This is a genomic window from Brevundimonas sp. NPDC007368 (genome assembly GCF_042869015.1).
Classification (GTDB): Bacteria; Pseudomonadota; Alphaproteobacteria; order Caulobacterales; family Caulobacteraceae; genus Brevundimonas.
The window spans coordinates 126,102-143,748 of the sequence record NZ_JBIAFA010000007.1 but is presented as its reverse complement, the minus strand read 5'-3'; the positions used below and the strand labels follow the sequence as shown (position 1 = coordinate 143,748).

Sequence of the window (17,647 nt, the reverse complement as noted above, 5' to 3'; positions counted from 1 at the left end):
GCTGAGGGCTCCGGTCAGGACATCGCGGGAGCGGAGTCGGGGCGATCGGGCGGCAGGGGAATGAACTCCTGATCGTCCATGTCGGGCAGCTTCATGCGCCCGGCGCGCCAGTCGGCCTTGGCCTGTTCGATGCGGTCCCGCGACGAGGAAACGAAGTTCCATTCGATGAAGCGTTCCCCCACCGGCTCGCCGCCCAGCACCATGACGGTGGTCGGTTGCAGGGCGTGGATCACCGACGGTGCGCCCCTGGACAACACCGCCATCTGGCCGTGACCCAGAGGCTTGCCGTCGTCGATCTCGACCAGACCCTGGACGACGTAGACCGCGCTTTCCGAATGGTCGGTCGGAGTCTGGAAGCGGGCGCCGGGCTCCAGTTCCAGATGCATGTAATGCAGGGGCGAGAAGGTGCTGACCCCCGCCTTCATGCCCATGGTTTCGCCGGCGACCAGACGCCCCTTCACGCCGTTCTCGATCCAGGTGGGCAGGTCGGCCGATCCGACGTGCTGGAAGGACGGATCGATCTCTTCCTGACCATTGGGCAGGGCCAACCAGGCCTGGATGCCCTCCAGCCGCAGACCCTCCATGCGGGCGCGCTCGAAGCGCTCGGAATGGGTCACGCCGCTGCCGGCGGTCATCCAGTTGACCTCGGCCGGGCGGATGTCCTGCTGCACGCCCAAGCTGTCGCGGTGCGTGATCTCGCCGTCGAACAGATAGGTCAGGGTCGAGATGCTGATGTGCGGGTGCGGGCGCACGTCGACGCTGCGCGGGATGCCGGCGGGCATGTCGACCGGCCCCATGTGGTCGAAGAAGACGAAGGGGCCGACCATGCGGCGCTTCGCATAGGGCAGGACGCGCCCCACCTCGAAGCCGCCGAGATCCTTGCGACGCTGGTCGATGACGAGTTCGATCATGGTGTTTCCTCGATTGGGGGCGGCGGTCCGGTGAACGCGCCGGACCGCCTGTTGTTCAGCTTGTCACACGGCGGCGGGAATGTCGCCGAAGCGGCCGCTGTTGAAGTCCGTGATCGCCGTGCGGATCTCGTCCTCGCTGTTCATGACGAAGGGGCCGTAGCCGACGATGGGCTCGTCGATCGGCTCTCCGGTCAGGAGCAGGATGGTCGAGTCCGCATCGGCGTGCAGGGTGACGCTGTCGCCTTGACGGTCCAGCAGCAGGGCCTCGGCGGACCCGGCGGGCTGATCGCCGTTGACGGTGACGTGGCCCGACAGAACGACCACGATGGCGGTGTGGCCTTCCGGCAGGTCCAGCGTCGTCTCGGCGTCCCGGTTCAACCGCACGTCCCACACATTGATGGGGGTGAAGGTGCTGGCCGGGCCTTTCGCGCCGTCCATCGCGCCGGCGATGATCCGGGCTGAGCCTGCTTTGTCGGGCAGGGATACGGTCGGGATGTCGGCGTTCAGGATCGACTGGTAGCCGGGGCGGGTCATCTTGTCCCTGGCGGGCAGGTTGACCCACAGCTGCACCATGCGGAACGGACCGCCGGTGCGCGAGAAGGTCGGAGAATGGAACTCCTCGTGCAGGATGCCGCCGCCCGCCGTCATCCACTGAACGTCGCCGGGGCCGATAATGCCGCCCTGACCGGTCGAGTCGCGGTGCTCGACCTCGCCGTCATAGACGATGGTCACGGTCTCGAAGCCGCGGTGCGGATGCTGGCCCACGCCGCGCCGCTCGGTCGTCGGCTCGAAGTTGTAGGGGCCGGCGTAGTCGAGCAGCAGGAAGGGGGTGACGTGCCTGCCTGCGGCGTCATAGGAAAACAGCGAGCGCACCGGGAAGCCGTCGCCGACCCAGTGGCCGCGATCATTGCCGTAACGTCCCAGAACCTTCTTCATCATGTGTCTCCTTCGGGGCGACCAGACCCTGCCGATCATGTTGAGGTCTTATGCCGCTGGAACGCCGACCGCAGAAGATTGCGAAATCGCCTCGCTGCGTCCTATCAATAGGACGATGAGAGACCTCAACGACCTCTACTACTTCGTCCAGGTGGTGGATCACGGCGGCTTCGCCCCCGCGGCGCGGGCCTTGGGGATGCAGAAGTCCAAGCTGAGCCGACGTATCGCCTTTCTGGAGGACCAGCTGGGCACGCGCCTGATTCAGCGGTCGTCGCGCCGTTTCTCGGTCACCGAGGTCGGTCAGGAATACTACCGGCACTGTCTGGCCATGCTGGTCGAGGCCGAGGCGGCGCAGGCCGTGATCGACGGGGCGCGATCCGAGCCCTGCGGGACGGTCCGCGTGGCCTGCGCGCCGGGGCTGCTGACCTATCAGATGGGCGGGCTGATCGCCCGCTTCATGGCCCGCTATCCCGAGGTCGATGTGCAACTGGACAGCACCAGCCGCCGGGTGGACGTCATCGGCGAGGGCTTCGACCTGGCCATTCGCGTGCGCGAGCCGCCGCTGGAGCAGACGGATCTGGTCATGCGCAAGCTGGACGAGAGCGTGCACCGTCTGGTCGCGGCGCCCGATCTGCTCGCGCGGTTCACGACGCCAGCCGGTCCGGCGGACCTGGCCGACTGGCCTAGTCTGGACTTCGGTCCGGCGCATCGCGACCACGTCTGGGCCCTGCACCACAGGGACGGGATGACCGCCTCGGTGCGCCACGCCCCGCGGCTGGTGACCGACGACCTGCATATGCTCCACGAGGGCGCGCGTCAGGGACTGGGCGTGGCCCTGCTGCCGACGGTGGCGGTGGCCGGCGACCTGGCGGCCGGGCGGCTGATCGACATCCTCCCGGACTGGCGGCCCAGGAAGTGGATCGTCCACGCGGTCTTCCCGTCGCGGCGCGGCCTGCTGCCCTCGGTGCGGCTGCTGCTCGACTTCCTCGCCGAAGGTTGCGCCGAGCAGCAGATTCACGGTGAAACGCCTGCGTCGCCGCGCGCGACTCCCCATGCCTTTGCGGAGACAAAAGACTGATGCGTCTGGTCGGAGTGTCGGGCAGCCTGCGGGCCGCCTCGTATAACAGCGCCATGCTGCGGGCGGCCCAGGCCATGACGCCGGACGGGGTGGACCTGATCGAGGGCTCGATCAGGGGGATTCCCCTCTATGACGGCGACGTCGAGCGGGATCAGGACCTTCCCGAGGCGGTGGTCGTGCTGAAGGATCTGATCGCCGACTGCGACGGCCTGCTGCTGTTCACGCCCGAGTACAACAATGGCGTTCCCGGCGTGTTCAAGAACGCCATCGACTGGCTCAGCCGTCCGGCCTCGGACATCGAGCGGGTGTTCGGCGGGCGGCCGGTGGCGGTCCTGGGCGCCTCGCCCGGTCCCTTCGGCACGGTAATGAGCCAGGCCGCGTGGCTGCCGGTCCTGCGGACCCTGGGAACCGCGCCCTGGTTCGGCGGGCGCATGATGCTGCCTCACGCGGGCTCGGCCTTCGACGCGGACGGTCAGCTGACGGACGAGGACGCCCGCCGCCGTCTGGCGCGCTTCATCAATGGTTTCGTCGAGCACTGCCGGACATAAAAAGAAGGCGCTGGCGGTCAGACCGCCAGCGCCGAAGTTCACCGCTCAGGAGTGCGATGTAAGTCGGATCAGAACTTGTAGCGGGCGCCCACGAAGATCTGGCGGCCCGTGTGGTGATAGACGTAGGTGCTGTCACGCACGCCATCGAGTTCGCTGTGGTTCTGACGGTTGAACTCGTCGGTCAGGTTGATGCCCTCGATTGACAGGGCCAGCTTGTCGTTGACGTCGAAGGAGGCTGAGGCGTCGATGCTGAGGGTCTCGGTCTTGCCGGTGACGGCGATGCCGCGCGTGCCGCCGTTGGCCGCCGGAACCTGCTGATAATAGGTGTCGCGATAGGCGGCCGAGACGCGGGCGTTGAAGCGGCCGTCGTCATAATACAGCGTGGCGTTCCAGGCGTCGGGCGACAGGTTCACCAGGTTGGCCGTCACATAGACGTTGCAGGCGGCGGTGGTGCAGTAGTCGATTTCCGACTCGACGTGCGTGAAGTTGGCTTGCACGCCCAGGTTCGAGAAGGCGCCCGGCAGGAAGGTGAAGGGCTGCTGGTAGCTGATCTCGAAGCCCGTCAGCGGTCCGCCCGGGGTGTTGGTCGGGGTGCTGAAGACATACTGGTCCGAGGGCGGACGATCGGCGCCAGCCGGGAAGGCCGCCGGGTTCATGGCCGTCAGCTCCGCATAGGTCAGCGTCTGCTGCGTGGTCTGCACATAGGTCGAGATGTCCTTGTAGAACAAGGCCAGCGACAGCAGGGATTCCGGCGCGAAATACCACTCCAGCGACAGATCGAAGGTGTCGGCGCGATAGGGGTCCAGGTTCACATTGCCCAGCGACGCCGTGCGGTTGGCGGCGTTCGGCGCGCTCAGTGCGAAGACCGGCACCAGGCTGGTGACCGGCGGGCGCGACATGACGCGGGCCGCGCCGAAGCGAACCATGACGTCTTCGATCGGCTCGATCGACAGGTTCAGCGACGGCAGGATGTCGTCATAGTTGTTGGCGCCGGTGACGCGGGTGGTCACGCCGCTGAGGGCGGAGTAGCCGGCTGCCTCGACCTCGGTGTTCACCCAACGAGCGCCGAAGTTGCCGCGAACGGGCATGCCGGCCCATTCGGTGTTCCAGTCCATCTGCGCCCACAGACCGGTGTCCTTCTCGGTCACGTCGCGCCAGTTGCCCAGGGCCGTGGACCCGTTCTCCAGTCCCAGAAGGCGGAAATCGCCGCCGGCCACGCCGGTGTTGCACAGGCAGTCGGCGCCATAGGCCTTCATGATGGCGTCGAGGTTGGGCGAGATCCAGGCCGTAGCCGAGCCCGAGGGCAGGTCCAGGTTCTTGCCGAAACCGTCGAGCAGATAGGTCAGGCTGCCGATCGTCGCCCCGGCCGGCATGGCGGGCGCGGCGTTGGTTTGACGGGCATAGCCAGAGCCTAGCGACTGGTATTCCTTGTAGCTGGCGCCGACCTTGAAGGTCATGCGGTCGTCGATGTCGAACTCGAAGCCGCCCTCGAAGGTCGTGTAGGTGTTGGATTGTTCGCTGGACAGAATGCGCAGTTCCGACAGCGGTTGGGCGCCGGCAGGACCCGTGATCTTCCACTGGTTCGGATCGGTGACGTCGAAGCCATAGACGATCTTGGGCAGGTTGCGGTTTTCGCGGAAGTCGATCGACCAGCCGTCGCCGTCCTGATGGTCGATGATGGCGTTGACCTGCAGCGGGTTGCCGAATTCCGACTTGGAGCGGCCGGCCACGCCGCGGAAGCGGACGGTGTCCGAGAAGTCATGTTCGACTTCCAGGGTGTATTGCGAGAACTCGCTCTTCAGGATGTCGAAGCGTTCCTCGGTGCGCATGTCCATGTCGTCGAGGCGCAGATAGACCAGCTCGCCCGTATTCGGGTCGGCGATGGCTTCGACGATGTCGACCTGCGGCTTGCCGCCCTGAGAGGCGTTGCGGCTCAGCGACCAGGCTTCGAGGAAGTTCTCCTTCCGGGTCGAATCGAGCTTGGAATAGAGGCCGTCCAGGCTGATGGTCGTCGCATCCGACGGGCGCCATTGCAGCGACAGGGTCGCGCCGATGCGCTCCTGCTCATGGCTCAGGCGGCCGTAGCGCGGGATGCGGGGGTGGAACAGGCCGCCCGCTGCGGCTGAACCACCGGGCAGGGCGCCCGGGTTCTGGAAGCCGTTGTCGCCGTTGGCGGGACCCCAGCGCACCGAGCTGAAGCCCTCTTCGATCGAGCTCTTGTCGCTGTAAGCCAGCGACAGCAGGGCGCCGAACTTGCCGTCCATCCAGGTGTCGGAGATCAGGCCGGCGAAGCGGGGGCTCCACTCTTCGGACAGGTCGTTGTAGCCGCCCTGCACCGAGGCGACGGCGGTGAAGCCCTGATAGTCGAACGGACGCGCGGTGCGCAGGTCGACGGTGGCGCCCAGCGAGCCTTCCTCGACCTCGGCCGAGGCGGTCTTGCGGACCGTGATGTTGTTGAAGAGTTCCGAGGCGAAGACGTTGAAGTCGAAGCCGCGGCCGCGGTTCACGCCGCCCGAGGAGTCGGTCGCGCCGGTCGTGGCCTGGGCCTCGATGCCGTTGATGCGGGTGCGGGTGAACTCCGAGCTCAGGCCGCGCACGGTGATCGAGCGGCCTTCGCCGGCGTCACGGTCGATCGACACGCCCGGAATGCGCTGGATGGATTCCGCCAGGTTGGTGTCGGGGAAGTCGGCGATGTCCTCGGCCGAGATGGCGTCGACCACGCCGGCTTCTCGGCGCTTGATGTTCAGGGCGTTCTGCAGGCTGGCGCGGAAGCCGGTGACGACGATCTCATCGACCGTGGTGGCGTCCTGTTCGTCGGCCGGGCTGGCGTACTGCGCATGAGCGGCGCCGGCCAGGGCCAGAGTCAGGGCGCCGAGCGAGGCGCCGAGGGTCAGCGCGTAGCGCGCACGGGTAGCGTGGTGGGTCATCTATGTCCTCCTCCCAGTTGGGCCTTTCGGAGATCGAGCGCCTCCGTTCCAGCCTCCGCGATCGCGGGAACCGGTGTCATTTGGCGTTTGTCAGCCTCTGCCACCGGTGTCATATAAAGCTACGCACAGTTTCCGGTGTGTGGCAAGATGATGACGAACGCTGATCGCATCGAAGCCGCACGTCGGTTCTGCGCCCGAAGAAAAGAACCAACGACCACCCCCGTCAGAGGGGCGGCGAAAGGGGAAGCGGCCCTGTCGGATTCGGATCAATGGGTCCGACGACAATGCGATTCGCTGAGCCTTGCGTCCTGCTCTGACTGTCCGAAATCCAGTCCCGAGTTGTCGCATGACCCAGCCGCTTCGCCTGAACCCCGACCGCCTGTTTCCGGCCGACGCCGAGACGCGGGCCGTCGCGCGTCGTCTCTACGCCGAGGTGAAGGGCCTGCCGATCATCAGCCCGCACGGCCACACGGACCCCAGCTGGTTCGCGGGCAATGAGAACTTCGCCAACCCGGCCGAACTTCTGATCACGCCCGACCACTACGTCTTCCGCATGCTGCACTCGCAGGGCATGGCGATGGAGGACCTGGGGGTGCCGCGCGCCGACGGCGGGCCGGTCGAGGCTGATCCGCGCAAGATCTGGCGCCGCTTCGCCGAGAACTACCACCTGTTCCGCGGAACGCCTTCGCGCATGTGGCACGACTGGGTCTACGCCGAGGCCTTCGGCATCGACGTGCGTCTGTCGGCCGAGACGGCGGATCACTATTACGACGTCATCGACGCCGCGCTGAAGACCGACGCCTTCAAGCCGCGCGCCCTGTTCGACCGCTACAACATCGAGGTCCTGACTACGACGGAAAGTCCCCTCGACACTCTGGAGCACCACAAGGTCATCAACGCCTCGGGCTGGAAGGGGCGGGTGCTGACCGCCTATCGCCCGGACCCGGTGCTGGACCCCGACTACGAGGGCTTCCGCGACAATCTGAAGGTTCTGGCCGAGCAGACCGGGCGCGATACGATGAACTGGGAGGGCTATCTGCAAGCCCTGCGCGACCGTCGCGCCTTCTTCATCGAAATGGGCGCGACCTCGACGGACCACGGTCACCCGACCGCCTTCACCGCCGACCTGTCGAAGGCGGACGCCGAGGCCCTGTTCAAGCGCGTCTCCACCGCCCCGGCCAGCGCGGCTGACGCCGAACTGTTCCGCGGCCAGATGCTGACCGAGATGGCCGCCATGTCGGTCGAGGACGGTCTGGTGATGCAGTTGCACCCCGGCAGCTTCCGCAACCACTCGGCCACGGTGTTCAACCGCTTCGGCCGCGACAAGGGCTGCGATATCCCGACCCAGACGGATTACGTGCGGGCGCTCAAGCCCCTGCTGGATCGCTTTGGTTCCGACACGCGCCTGACCCTGATCCTCTTCACCCTGGACGAGACCTCCTACAGCCGCGAGCTGGCGCCTCTGGCCGGTCACTATCCGGCGCTGAAGCTGGGCCCGAGCTGGTGGTTCCACGACAGCCCCGAGGGCATGCGTCGCTTCCGCGAACAGGTCACCGAGACGGCGGGCTTCTACAACACTGTCGGCTTCAACGACGACACCCGCGCCTTCCTGTCGATCCCGGCCCGCCACGACGTGGCCCGGCGCATGGACTGCGGCTTCCTGGCCAAGCTGGTGGTCGAGCACCGCATGGAAGAGGACGAGGCCCACGAACTGGCCCACGCCCTGACCTATGGGCTGGTCAAGGCGGCCTACAAGCTGTGACCCGCCTGAATGAAGCCGCCATGTCGGGCCTGCCCGCGGACGTCGCGCGCCCGGCTTATGACCGTGCTCAGGTGAAAACCGGGGTGGTTCATCTGGGCATCGGCGCCTTCCATCGCGCCCATCAGGCGGTGGTGTTCGACGACGCCCTGGCGAGCGGCGATCTGCGCTGGGGCGTGCTGGGCGCGTCGCTGCGGTCGCCGGGCGTGCGCGACCAATTGAACCCGCAAGACGGCCTCTACACCCTGGTCGTGCGCGACGGGGCGGAAGAGCATCTGCGTGTGATTGGCGCCGGTCGCGGCGTTCTGGTGGGGCCGGAAGACCCTGCGGCCCTGGTCGCCGCCATGGCTGACGCCGACGTCCACATCGTCACCCTGACGGTGACCGAGAAGGGCTATCGCCTCGACCCGGCGACAGGCGACCTGCTGCTGGATGATCCTGACGTGGCGGCCGATTTGGCTGATATTTCTGCGCCCCGAACTGCGCCGGGCTTCATCGTCGCGGCCCTGCAGGCGAGGAAGGCGGCGGGGCTCGCACCCTTCACCGTCATCAGCTGCGATAACATCCCCCATAACGGCAAGCGCATCCGAGCCGGCGTCATCGCCATCGCCCGGCGCATTGATTCGTCGCTGGCCGACTGGATCGAAACCGAGGGAGCCTTCCCCCAGACCATGATCGACCGGATCGTGCCGGCCACCATTCCTGACGACGTGGCCCGCCTGACCGCGCGTCTGGGCGTCGAGGATCAGGGCATGGTCAAGGCCGAGCCCTTCACCCAGTGGGTGATCGAGGACTGGTTCGCGGGAGAGCGGCCGGACTTCGCCGCCTTCGGCGTGCAACTGACCGACGGGGTTGAGCCATGGGAAGACGCCAAGCTGCGCCTGCTCAACGGCGCCCATTCCGCCGTCGCCTACCTCGGCGCCCTGTCGGGTTACGAACACGTGCATGAGGCTGTGGCGGTTCCGGCCTTCCGCGCCTTCATCGAGGCCCTGTGGGACGAGGCGCAGACCACGCTGAACCCGCCGCCGGGGCTGGACGTGGCCGCCTATCGCCAGGAACTGATGGCCCGCTTCTCCAACTCGGCCCTGATGCACCGGACGCGCCAGATCGCCATGGACGGCTCGCAGAAGCTGCCCCAGCGTCTCCTGGCGGGCGCGGCAGAACGGCTGGCGGCCGGGCAGGGGATCGAGGCTCTGGCCCTGGGCGTCGCCGCTTGGATGCGCTGGCAGGAGGGCGTGACGGAGAGCGGTGAGGCCGTTGTGGTCGACGATCCTCTGGCGGCGCGCACCGCCGAACTGATCGCGGCGTCCGAGAACGATGAGGCCCAGGTCCGCGCCCTGCTGACCCTGTCGGCCGTCTTCCCCGAGGCCTTGGCCAGTGATCGACGCTTCGTCGAGGCGGTCACCGGCGCCTTCCTGTCCCTGAAAGAGCACGGGGCGGTTGAGGCCGCGCGCCGCGTGACGGAGTAGAGCATGAGCCGCGTCCTGATCCTGAACCCCGCCGATGATGTGGCGATCGCCCTGGACGATATCGCTGTGGGCGAAACGCCCGAAGGTCTGGCTGCGCCCGCGCGCGCCGACATCGCCACCGGGCACAAGATCGCTCGCCATGCCGTGGAGGAGGGCGGTCTGGTCCGCCGCTATGGGCAGGTCATCGGCCGGGCCAAGGCGGCCATCGCGGTCGGGGACCACGTCCACGTCCACAACCTGGCCATGGCCGAGGACGGCCGCGAGGCGGAGGTGGGAGCGGATGTTCGTCCGCCGACGCTGCTGTTGGGCGCGACCTTTAACGGCATTGTTCGCGCCGATGGTCGGGTGGGGACGCGGAACTATATCGGGGTCCTGACCAGCGTGAACTGCTCGGCCACGGTGGCGCGGCGGATCGCCGACGCCTTCCCAGACGCCAGCCTGCCTGAGGGCGTGGACGGGGTGGTGGCCTTCACCCATCAGGGCGGCTGCGGCGGCTCGTCGCTGTCGAGCGACACGACCCTGCTGCAGCGGACACTGGCGGGATACGCCCGGCATCCGAACTTCCATTCCATCCTGATCGTCGGGTTGGGCTGCGAGGCCAATCAGATTCCGGCCTGGCTGGCCAATGAGGGCCTCGAGACGGGGCCTTCCTTGCGCGCCCTGACCATTCAGGAAGCCGGGGGCACGGCCCGCGCCATCGAGGCGGGCATTGAGATCGTACGCGAACTGGTGGCCGAGGCCGCCAGGGTGGAGCGCCAGCCGGTGCCGGCCTCGCACCTGACGGTCGGTCTGCAATGCGGCGGGTCGGACGGCTGGTCTGGCGTCACCGCCAATCCGGCTTTGGGTGCGGCGGTGGACCTTCTGGTCGCGCATGGCGGCTCGGCCATGCTGTCGGAGACGCCGGAGATCTGGGGCGCGGAGCACCTGCTGCTGCGCCGGGCGGCGTCGCAGGACGTGGCGGACAGGCTGAACGCGCGTCTGGAATGGTGGCGGGCCTATGCCGACAAGCACGGCATGGAGCTGAACAACAACCCGTCGCCCGGCAATCTGAAGGGCGGCCTGACGACGATTCTTGAGAAGTCGCTCGGCGCGGTGGCCAAGTCGGGTTCGACGCCGCTGAACGACGTGATCGGCTATGCCGAGCCGCTGACGACCCAGGGGCTCAGCTTTATGGACAGCCCCGGCTATGATCCCTGCTCGGCGACGGGGCAGATCGCCTCCGGGGCCAATCTGATCGTCTTCACCACGGGGCGGGGCTCGGTCTTCGGCGCCAAGCCCGCGCCGTCGATCAAGGTCGCTTCCAACGCCAGGCTGGCCAGCTGGATGGACGAGGACATGGACATCGACGCCTCTCCGGTCCTGACCGGCGTGGCGATGGAGGAGGTCGGCCGCGCCATCTTCGAGCGGATGCTGGCCGTGGCCTCGGGCGAGTCGTCCAAGTCCGAAGCCCTCGGTATCGGCGACAACGAGTTCGTGCCCTGGCAGGTCGGCGCCTATCTCTAGGCGCCGACGCCAGACTCATCAGTCCTCCAGCGCCTCGATCAGTTCGCCCATGTTGCGGATGAAGACCTGGGTCGAGACGCACTCGACCGGATAGTCGGTGTTGTAGGGCGAGGTGTCCCACAGGTCGCCGACGCGAGTGGTCTGGTACTCGCCGCCCGTGACCGCCGCCGGGGCCTCGCCGATATAGGGGTTGGAGGTCGTGGTCAGGGGCGAGGGCCAGTAGCCGCGCGCGTTCAGCCCGGCGACCAGTTCCCCGGCGCGGCCTGGCGCGGGCTTGGCCAGGCGGCGGGCGTCGGACGACATGTCCCAGACATCGACGTCCTGCAGGGTGAAGTATTTGGGCAGTTTCAGCGAACCGGCGCGAGCCTTCAGCGGCGAGTTGCGGCTGACCTCTTCGGGCGACTGGGCCGCCAGTTCCTCGTACTCGCGGCGCAGGGCGGCCGTGTCGACGTTGCGGAACGAGCCGTAGTGGATGATCAGGTTGTTGGGGTTGGTGTCGGCGTAATACTGGCCATTGGTGATGTTGGACCCGCGCCGGTGGATATAGACCGGGGTGTTCGAGCCCTCGAGGATGAAGGTCGGGTGGGTGCGGCCCGGCGCGATCAGGTTCTGCGGCGTTTTCACCTGATCCAGCCAGTCCAGGGCTTCTGGCAGGCGGGCGATGTATTTGCGGTCGCCGGTCAGACGGTAGAAGCCCAGCATCGACTTGATGTTGGTCCCCGTGGCGTGGGTGGCGAAGGCTTGCGGTTCGATGGTCCGCGCGCCTGCGGGCTTCAGCGTGTCGGGGAAGTGCTGCAGGCCCCAGGCCGGCTGCGGCTGCGGCTGCTGGGTCTTCACGAAGATATCCATGCCGCGATGGATGGCGTCCAGAACGCGCGCGTCGCCACGCCCGTTCACCGCAAGGCCATGATAGGCGTAAAGCAGGAACTCCAGGTTCTCGCCCGCCACGTCGTCGTTGAAGGTGATGTAGGGGGTGTAGTCCTCGTGCCCGTGGACGCCGCCGCCCTGGACGAAGGGGAAGCGTTGGGGCCAGCCGCCGTTGGCGTACTGGGCGTCGAGGACGAACTGGATCGCCTTGTCCAGCGGCGCGCGATACTTGCGCTCGCGCTTCTCCAGATAGACCCGCAGCAGCAGTTGCGAGGCCTCGGCCGTGCCTGCGTCGTCGAAGGTGGCGTTGCCGTAGTAGCGGTGGAATTCCTCCATGCGCCAGGCGTTCTTGCCGTAGGTGGCGTACCAGCGCTTCAGCGATTCCTCGCCGGCCGTGTCGATGACGTAGTTCCAGCCGCCCGCCGGATGCTGGCCGCGCACCAGGGCGTCTGCGGCGGACTTGGCGGCCTCGTAGAACTGCTCGTCGCCGGTGGCGTGGTAGGTGTCAAGGAAGGCGTGGCCGACCGTCGCCGTGCCGGGCGGTTGGACCCAGATCATGGTCGGCGAGGCTTCCAGCTCGCCCCAGCGGCGCGAGAAGTCGGGCAGGACGTTCCAGACATAGCCGCCCTCGACGGCGGCCTCCTCGGTCATGAAGCGGGTGGCGCGCTTCATCGCCGCCAAGACAGCCGCGCGGTCGGGCGCGGCCTGAAGGACGGTTTTAGCCAGGGCGGGAGCGGAGGCGGCCGTGAAGGTCGCGGCGGCGCCGGCGGCCAGCAGGGCGCGGCGGTTCATGAGCGTCATGGTGTCTTCCTCGGATGCGTCGCCTCGCAGCTCTGACGGCTGCTTGAGTTCAGCGAAGCTAAACACGATTGACACCGGTTTCCTAGTGGCGGAGCGCCCTTGAAAACGCCCCGGTTTTCACGAAACCGTCAGCGACGAATGTCGAAGCCGCCGTCGCCCATGGCCGCGCGCACCTCGGCGGCGGTGAACAGGTTGAAGTCGCCGGGCACCGAGTGTTTCAGACCGGCAGCCGCCAGGCCGAAGTCGAGCGCTTCTTGGTCGGACCAGCCGCTCCACAGGCCGAACAGCACCCCGGAGGCGAAGGCGTCGCCGCCGCCGACCCGGTCCACGACGCCGGTCATGTGGATGGCCTCGGCGCAGGTTTCGATCACTTCGCCGTTCGGGCCGCGCGTCAGCATGACCGCCGACAGGGCCTGATCGGCCACGCTTTCCTGCACGCGCAGGGTGCAGGCGATGCGTTGCAGGCGTGGGAAGGCCTTGAAGGCGGCGGCGGCGGCCAGACGGCGGCGCGCATTGGGATCGGCGTCCTCGAACTTCGTCTTCAGCACCAGGGCGAAGTCGCGGTCGTCGGCGAAGGCGATCTCGGCGCCCGCCAGCATCTGCCCGAGGGTTCCGGGCGGATCGCCGGCCCACTGCTCCCACAGCTTACCGCGGAAATTGCCGTCGTAGCTGACGCGCACGCCGTTGCGCACGGCGGCCTCGACCAGTTCGACGGCGGCGCGCGAGCCGTTGGGGCCGGCGGCGGGGGTCACGCCCGAGACGTGCAGCCACTCATAGCCGTCCAGCAGGGCGTCCCAGTCGAAGGCGTCGGCGACGCGCTCGACAAAGGCCGAACCGGCGCGGTCGTAGAGGACTTCGGACGGGCGGCGCACCGCCCCCGGCGTCAGGAAATAGAGGCCCATGCGGCCAGGCGCGAAGACGATGGGCGTGGTGTCCACGCCGTAGCGGCGGACCTCGTCGCGCGCGGCCTGACCCAGGGCGTTGTCGGGCAGAACCGTGGCCATCGCCGCCGGCGCGCCGAAGCGGGCCAGGGCGACGGCGACATTGGCCTCGGCCCCGCCCGGACGCGCGGTCAGGGCAGGGGATTGCAGCAGCAGCTCGTTCTGGTTCGGACTGAACCGCAGCAGCATCTCGCCAAAGCAAAGGATGCGGCCGCCCGATTTCGTCTGGGTCATGGTCGGAACGCTAGCGCGGGATCAGCGCGCCAGCCAGCCGCCGTCGACCGGCAGGGTGATGCCCTGCACATAGTCGCTGGCGCGGCTGGCCAGGAAGACGGCGGCGCCGCCGATGTCCGACGGGTCGCCCCAGCGTCCGGCCGGGATGCGGCCCAGGATCTCCTTGGAGCGCACCGGGTCGTCCTGCAGGGCCTGGGTGTTGTCCGTGGCGAAGTAGCCCGGCGCAATGGCGTTGGCGTTGATGCCGTGTTTGGCCCACTCGTTGGCCATCAGCTTGGTCAGGCCCGCCACGCCGGATTTCGACGCAGTGTAGGACGGCACGCGGATGCCGCCCTGATAGGACAGCATGGAGGCGGTGTTGATGATCTTGCCGCCACGGTTGTCGGCGATCATGCGCTTGGCCGTCGCCTGGCTGAGGAAGAAGAGGACCTTGAGGTTGACGTTCATGACGTCGTCCCAGTCCTGCTCCGAGAAGTCGACCGCGTCGGCGCGGCGGATGATGCCGGCGTTGTTCACCAGGATGTCGACGGGGCCGAGGGCGGCGGTCGCCTCGTCCAGAACGCGCTCGACCGGTTCGATCGAGGTCAGGTCGGCCTGGATGGAGACGGCCTTGCGACCCTTGGCCAGCACCTTGCCGACCGTGTCGTCAGAGGCGCGGCGTGCGACCGAGGCGATGTCGGCGCCCGCTGCGGCCAGAGCCAGGGCGATGCCCTGACCGATCCCCGTATTGCCGCCGGTGACCAGTGCGACCTTGCCGGTCAGATCAAAAGGATTGGCCATGCCCATAGGTCCTTATTTCAGCTGACAGATGTCGAGCTTGTCCATGTCAGTGTAGTCGAGGTTCTCGCCGCCCATGCCCCAGATGAAGGTGTAGTTCGACGTGCCCGCGCCCATGTGGATCGACCACGGCGGGCAGATCACGGCCTCGCCGTCGGCGACGACGATATTGCGGGACTTGTCCGGCTCCCCCATGAAATGGAAGACGCGGTCGTCCTGGCCCAAGCCGAAGTAGAGATAGGCTTCCGAGCGGCGGTCGTGAATGTGCGGCGGCATGGTGTTCCACACCGAGCCGGGCTTCAGCACCGTGACGCCCAGCAGCAGTTGGCAGGACTTCACCTTGGCCGGAACGATGTACTGATAGATCGTCCGCTCGTTGGACGTCTCCAGCGCGCCCATTTCCAGCGGCACGGCGTCGGCGATCGAGATCTTGGTCAGATCGTAGCGGGCGTGGGCCAGGGTGGCGACCAGATAGAACTTGGCGGGCTCGGCAGCGTCCTTCGAGGTGAAGGAGACATCGATAGAGCCCATGGGCACATAGGCGCCGTCGCGGAAACCCAGTTCGAGCACCTCGCCGTCGACGGTGACCGTTCCGGCACCGCCGATATTGACGATGCCCAGTTCACGGCCTTGCAGGAGGGGCGCGCCGGTCAGCGAGGCCGGTACGGAATGGGTCGGCAGGGTCAGGGGGCTCGTCGTCGGGGTCGCGCCGCCCATGATCATCCGCTCGTGGTGCGAATAGTTCAGGCTGACCTTGCCCGGCACAAACAGGCCCTGGATCAGGTAGCGATCCCGCAGCTGCTGGTTCGAGGCGCCGTCCATCATGTCGGGATGGGTGGCCTGATAGACCTTATCGTACATGGGGTCGTAGTACATGCCGGGCTCCCTGGGGTCTCGCTGGGCGAGCCGCCGTGACGGATCTTGCGTCCGTCATTCAATGGACTAGGTAACCGGTGTCATATTATGATGCAATCGGTTAGACCATAATCGCCGGCATCAGATCGGCATCGCTTCGCCACCGTCTTGAGGATCGCCCCCATGAAAATCGCTCTCATCATTGAAAACAGCCAGGCCGCGAAGAGCGAGACGGTGCATTCCGCCCTGACCGCCGTCGCCGAGCCCCTGGGCCATCAGGTTTTCCACTACGGCATGTACACGCCCGAGGATAAGGCCTCGCTGACCTACGTGATGAACGGCCTTCTGGCGGGCATCCTGCTGAACTCGGGCGCCGCCGACTTCGTCGTCACGGGCTGCGGCACCGGCATGGGCTCCATGCTGGCCGCCAACTCCATGCCGGGTGTCTTCTGCGGCCTGGTCATCGATCCGACCGACGCCTTCCTGTTCGGTCAGATCAACGACGGCAACGCCATCTCCATGCCCTACGCCAAGGGCTTCGGCTGGGCGGCCGAGCTCAACCTGCAGGACGTCTATCGCAAGCTGTTCGATGGCGAGCGCGGTCTGGGTTATCCCAAGGAGCGCGCCGAGATCATGGCCAAGAACCGCGGCATCCTGAAGACCCTGAAGACCGTCACCTGCAACGACATGCTGACCGTCCTGAAGTCCATCGACCAGGACCTGCTCAAGGCGACCGTGGCCGGTGAAAAGTTCCAGGAATACTTCTTCGCCAACGCCACTGACGAAGGCATCCGCGAGTATCTGAAGGGCGTCATCAGCGCCTGATCGGCGCTCGAAACGGCGTTAAAAAAGGCGGTCGGCGCGCAGGCGCCGGCCGCCTTTGTCGTTGAGGGGCTAGGCCAGGGGCGCGGCCGATTGGCGCACGACCAGGGCCGGGCGGACCTCGGGCTGCTGCAATTTGGCGGGATCGACGCCGCGCGTGGGGGCCAGCAGCTTCTCTGCGGCCATCCTCCCCATGTCGCGGATCGGCAACCGCACCGAGGTCAGGTTCGGCCAGACCCTCGCCGCCATCGGCAGATCGTCGAAGCCGACCACCGACAGGTCGCGCGGCAGCTCCATCCCGCGCTCGCGCGCCGCCTGCATGACGCCGAGCGCCATGTCGTCGTTCAGGGTGAAGATGGCGGTCGGCGGCTGGGGCAGGGACAGCAGGGCATGGCCCGCCTCGACGCCCGATTCGTAGGTATAGGCACCCTGCAGGTCATACTCCGGCGGCAGGGCGATGCCGCGTTCCGCCAGGGCGTCGATGAAGCCCTGACCGCGCACGACGGACGAACGGAAGGAGGCCAGGCCGCGCACCAGGGCGATGCGGCGGTGGCCCAGGTCGGCCAGATGGCGAGCGGCCTCGGCGGCGCCAATCCAGTCGTTGGTGACGACCATGTTCTGCGGTTCGTCCAGCGTCAGCGAGGCGATGCGCACATAGGGGCAGTCCAGCTCACGCAGCAGCTCGATCACCGAATCGTCCTCGGACACCGAGGGCGGCATGATGACGCCGAACAGGCGCTGGCGTTCGATGAAGCCGCGGATGTCCTTGAGCAGGGTGGGGGAGTTGCGGCTGCACGGATGGACCACCAGCTCGAAGCCCGAGCCCTTCAGAGCGTCCAGGATTCCCTGCTGCATGTTGACGACATAGGTGGGGCTGGGCTGGTCGTAGATCATGCCCACCAGGAAGGACCGACGGAAAGCCAGACCGCGCGCCTGCGGGTCGGGGACGAAGCCCAGTTCGTCGATGGCGGCCTGGACGCGCTCGCGCGTGTCCTCGCGCACGAAGGGCGACTGGTTGATGACGCGCGACACCGTCTTCTTGGAGACCTCGGCCACGCGGGCGACGTCGTTGATGGTGGCGCGCTTGCCCGGTTTTGCTGTGCGCGAATCGTCTTCCGACAACAGCGTTCCCCTTCGTGTTCTTGTTGACGCTAGGCATAGCTCCGCTCGGCGTCGGGCGCCATGGGCTGTTTTCAAGGCGGATTGACACCGGTTTCCT

At 67.2% G+C, this 17,647-nt stretch carries 14 protein-coding genes; 6 read left to right on the top strand and 8 right to left on the bottom strand.

The window, feature by feature from the left end; all coding sequences use genetic code 11:
* Window positions 1-14: 14 nt before the first annotated feature.
* Both ACFYLW_RS15660 and ACFYLW_RS15655 read right to left on the bottom strand, forming a co-directional pair.
* The gene (locus ACFYLW_RS15660; RefSeq protein ID WP_312063511.1) at window positions 15-911 is read right to left on the bottom strand and encodes a pirin family protein; all 897 of its coding nucleotides are present in this window, start codon (window positions 909-911) and stop codon (window positions 15-17) included.
* A 63-nt stretch (window positions 912-974) separates the two neighbouring features.
* Window positions 975-1,847: a pirin family protein gene (locus tag ACFYLW_RS15655; protein WP_312063509.1), complete on the bottom strand. Its 873-nt coding sequence runs from the start codon at window positions 1,845-1,847 to the stop codon at window positions 975-977.
* A gap of 115 nt (window positions 1,848-1,962) precedes the next feature.
* On the opposite strand from ACFYLW_RS15655, the gene ACFYLW_RS15650 reads away from it, so the two are divergent.
* Window positions 1,963-2,925, top strand: coding sequence for a LysR substrate-binding domain-containing protein (locus ACFYLW_RS15650; protein WP_312063508.1), 963 nt, complete (start codon window positions 1,963-1,965; stop codon window positions 2,923-2,925).
* On the top strand, window positions 2,925-3,473 hold the full coding sequence (locus ACFYLW_RS15645) for an NADPH-dependent FMN reductase (protein WP_312063507.1): 549 nt from the start codon (window positions 2,925-2,927) through the stop codon (window positions 3,471-3,473). The genes ACFYLW_RS15650 and ACFYLW_RS15645 overlap by 1 nt, the downstream gene beginning before the upstream one ends.
* 68 nt (window positions 3,474-3,541) lie before the next feature.
* Here the strand turns inward: ACFYLW_RS15645 and ACFYLW_RS15640 are convergent, their stop codons facing one another.
* A complete protein-coding gene (locus ACFYLW_RS15640) occupies window positions 3,542-6,400 on the bottom strand; it encodes a TonB-dependent receptor (protein WP_312063505.1) in 2,859 nt (952 codons plus the stop codon).
* Between the two features lie 346 nt (window positions 6,401-6,746).
* Between ACFYLW_RS15640 and uxaC the strand changes: the two genes are divergently transcribed.
* The 3 genes from uxaC to ACFYLW_RS15625 are packed head-to-tail and all read left to right on the top strand — an operon-like array spanning window position 6,747 to window position 11,131.
* Window positions 6,747-8,162: a glucuronate isomerase gene (gene uxaC, locus ACFYLW_RS15635; RefSeq protein WP_312063503.1), complete on the top strand. Its 1,416-nt coding sequence runs from the start codon at window positions 6,747-6,749 to the stop codon at window positions 8,160-8,162.
* The gene (locus tag ACFYLW_RS15630) at window positions 8,159-9,628 is read left to right on the top strand and encodes a mannitol dehydrogenase family protein (protein WP_312063501.1); all 1,470 of its coding nucleotides are present in this window, start codon (window positions 8,159-8,161) and stop codon (window positions 9,626-9,628) included. Before uxaC ends, ACFYLW_RS15630 begins: the two co-directional genes overlap by 4 nt.
* Before the next feature lie 3 nt (window positions 9,629-9,631).
* Window positions 9,632-11,131, top strand: a complete 1,500-nt coding sequence (locus ACFYLW_RS15625) for an altronate dehydratase family protein (protein ID WP_312063500.1) — start codon at window positions 9,632-9,634, stop codon at window positions 11,129-11,131.
* 18 nt (window positions 11,132-11,149) lie between these two features.
* Here the strand turns inward: ACFYLW_RS15625 and ACFYLW_RS15620 are convergent, their stop codons facing one another.
* The 4 genes from ACFYLW_RS15620 to kduI all read right to left on the bottom strand — a co-directional run bounded on the left by ACFYLW_RS15620 (window position 11,150) and on the right by kduI (window position 15,612).
* Complete coding sequence (locus tag ACFYLW_RS15620; protein ID WP_312063498.1) at window positions 11,150-12,799, bottom strand: pectate lyase; 1,650 nt, start codon at window positions 12,797-12,799, stop codon at window positions 11,150-11,152.
* A 128-nt stretch (window positions 12,800-12,927) separates the two neighbouring features.
* The gene (locus tag ACFYLW_RS15615; protein WP_312063496.1) at window positions 12,928-13,974 is read right to left on the bottom strand and encodes a sugar kinase; all 1,047 of its coding nucleotides are present in this window, start codon (window positions 13,972-13,974) and stop codon (window positions 12,928-12,930) included.
* A 21-nt stretch (window positions 13,975-13,995) separates the two neighbouring features.
* Window positions 13,996-14,754 carry a 2-dehydro-3-deoxy-D-gluconate 5-dehydrogenase KduD gene (gene kduD / locus ACFYLW_RS15610; protein WP_312063494.1) on the bottom strand — a complete coding sequence of 253 codons (759 nt, stop codon included), beginning with the start codon at window positions 14,752-14,754 and terminating at the stop codon, window positions 13,996-13,998.
* A gap of 12 nt (window positions 14,755-14,766) precedes the next feature.
* Entirely contained in the window at window positions 14,767-15,612 is an 846-nt protein-coding gene (gene kduI / locus ACFYLW_RS15605) for a 5-dehydro-4-deoxy-D-glucuronate isomerase (protein ID WP_312063546.1), read from the bottom strand.
* Between the two features lie 177 nt (window positions 15,613-15,789).
* On the opposite strand from kduI, the gene ACFYLW_RS15600 reads away from it, so the two are divergent.
* Window positions 15,790-16,431 (top strand): RpiB/LacA/LacB family sugar-phosphate isomerase, encoded by a 642-nt coding sequence (locus ACFYLW_RS15600; RefSeq protein WP_312063493.1) that lies wholly within the window; start codon window positions 15,790-15,792, stop codon window positions 16,429-16,431.
* 69 nt (window positions 16,432-16,500) lie between these two features.
* Here ACFYLW_RS15600 and ACFYLW_RS15595 read toward each other — a convergent pair whose 3' ends face one another.
* Complete coding sequence (locus ACFYLW_RS15595) at window positions 16,501-17,550, bottom strand: LacI family DNA-binding transcriptional regulator (RefSeq protein ID WP_312063492.1); 1,050 nt, start codon at window positions 17,548-17,550, stop codon at window positions 16,501-16,503.
* Between the last annotated feature and the right edge of the window lie 97 nt (window positions 17,551-17,647).

What these genes read in the sequence shown, in the direction of transcription:
- ACFYLW_RS15660 (WP_312063511.1), bottom strand. Translation starts at nt 911, where the DNA reads ATGATCGAACTCGTCATCGACCAGCGTCGCAAGGATCTCGGCGGCTTC.
- ACFYLW_RS15615 (WP_312063496.1), bottom strand. Translation starts at nt 13,974, where the DNA reads ATGACCCAGACGAAATCGGGCGGCCGCATCCTTTGCTTTGGCGAGATG.
- ACFYLW_RS15655 (WP_312063509.1), bottom strand. Translation starts at nt 1,847, where the DNA reads ATGAAGAAGGTTCTGGGACGTTACGGCAATGATCGCGGCCACTGGGTC.
- ACFYLW_RS15640 (WP_312063505.1), bottom strand. Translation starts at nt 6,400, where the DNA reads ATGACCCACCACGCTACCCGTGCGCGCTACGCGCTGACCCTCGGCGCC.
- ACFYLW_RS15620 (WP_312063498.1), bottom strand. Translation starts at nt 12,799, where the DNA reads ATGACGCTCATGAACCGCCGCGCCCTGCTGGCCGCCGGCGCCGCCGCG.
- uxaC (WP_312063503.1), top strand. Translation starts at nt 6,747, where the DNA reads ATGACCCAGCCGCTTCGCCTGAACCCCGACCGCCTGTTTCCGGCCGAC.
- ACFYLW_RS15625 (WP_312063500.1), top strand. Translation starts at nt 9,632, where the DNA reads ATGAGCCGCGTCCTGATCCTGAACCCCGCCGATGATGTGGCGATCGCC.
- ACFYLW_RS15645 (WP_312063507.1), top strand. Translation starts at nt 2,925, where the DNA reads ATGCGTCTGGTCGGAGTGTCGGGCAGCCTGCGGGCCGCCTCGTATAAC.
- ACFYLW_RS15650 (WP_312063508.1), top strand. Translation starts at nt 1,963, where the DNA reads ATGAGAGACCTCAACGACCTCTACTACTTCGTCCAGGTGGTGGATCAC.
- kduD (WP_312063494.1), bottom strand. Translation starts at nt 14,754, where the DNA reads ATGGCCAATCCTTTTGATCTGACCGGCAAGGTCGCACTGGTCACCGGC.
- kduI (WP_312063546.1), bottom strand. Translation starts at nt 15,612, where the DNA reads ATGTACGATAAGGTCTATCAGGCCACCCATCCCGACATGATGGACGGC.
- ACFYLW_RS15600 (WP_312063493.1), top strand. Translation starts at nt 15,790, where the DNA reads ATGAAAATCGCTCTCATCATTGAAAACAGCCAGGCCGCGAAGAGCGAG.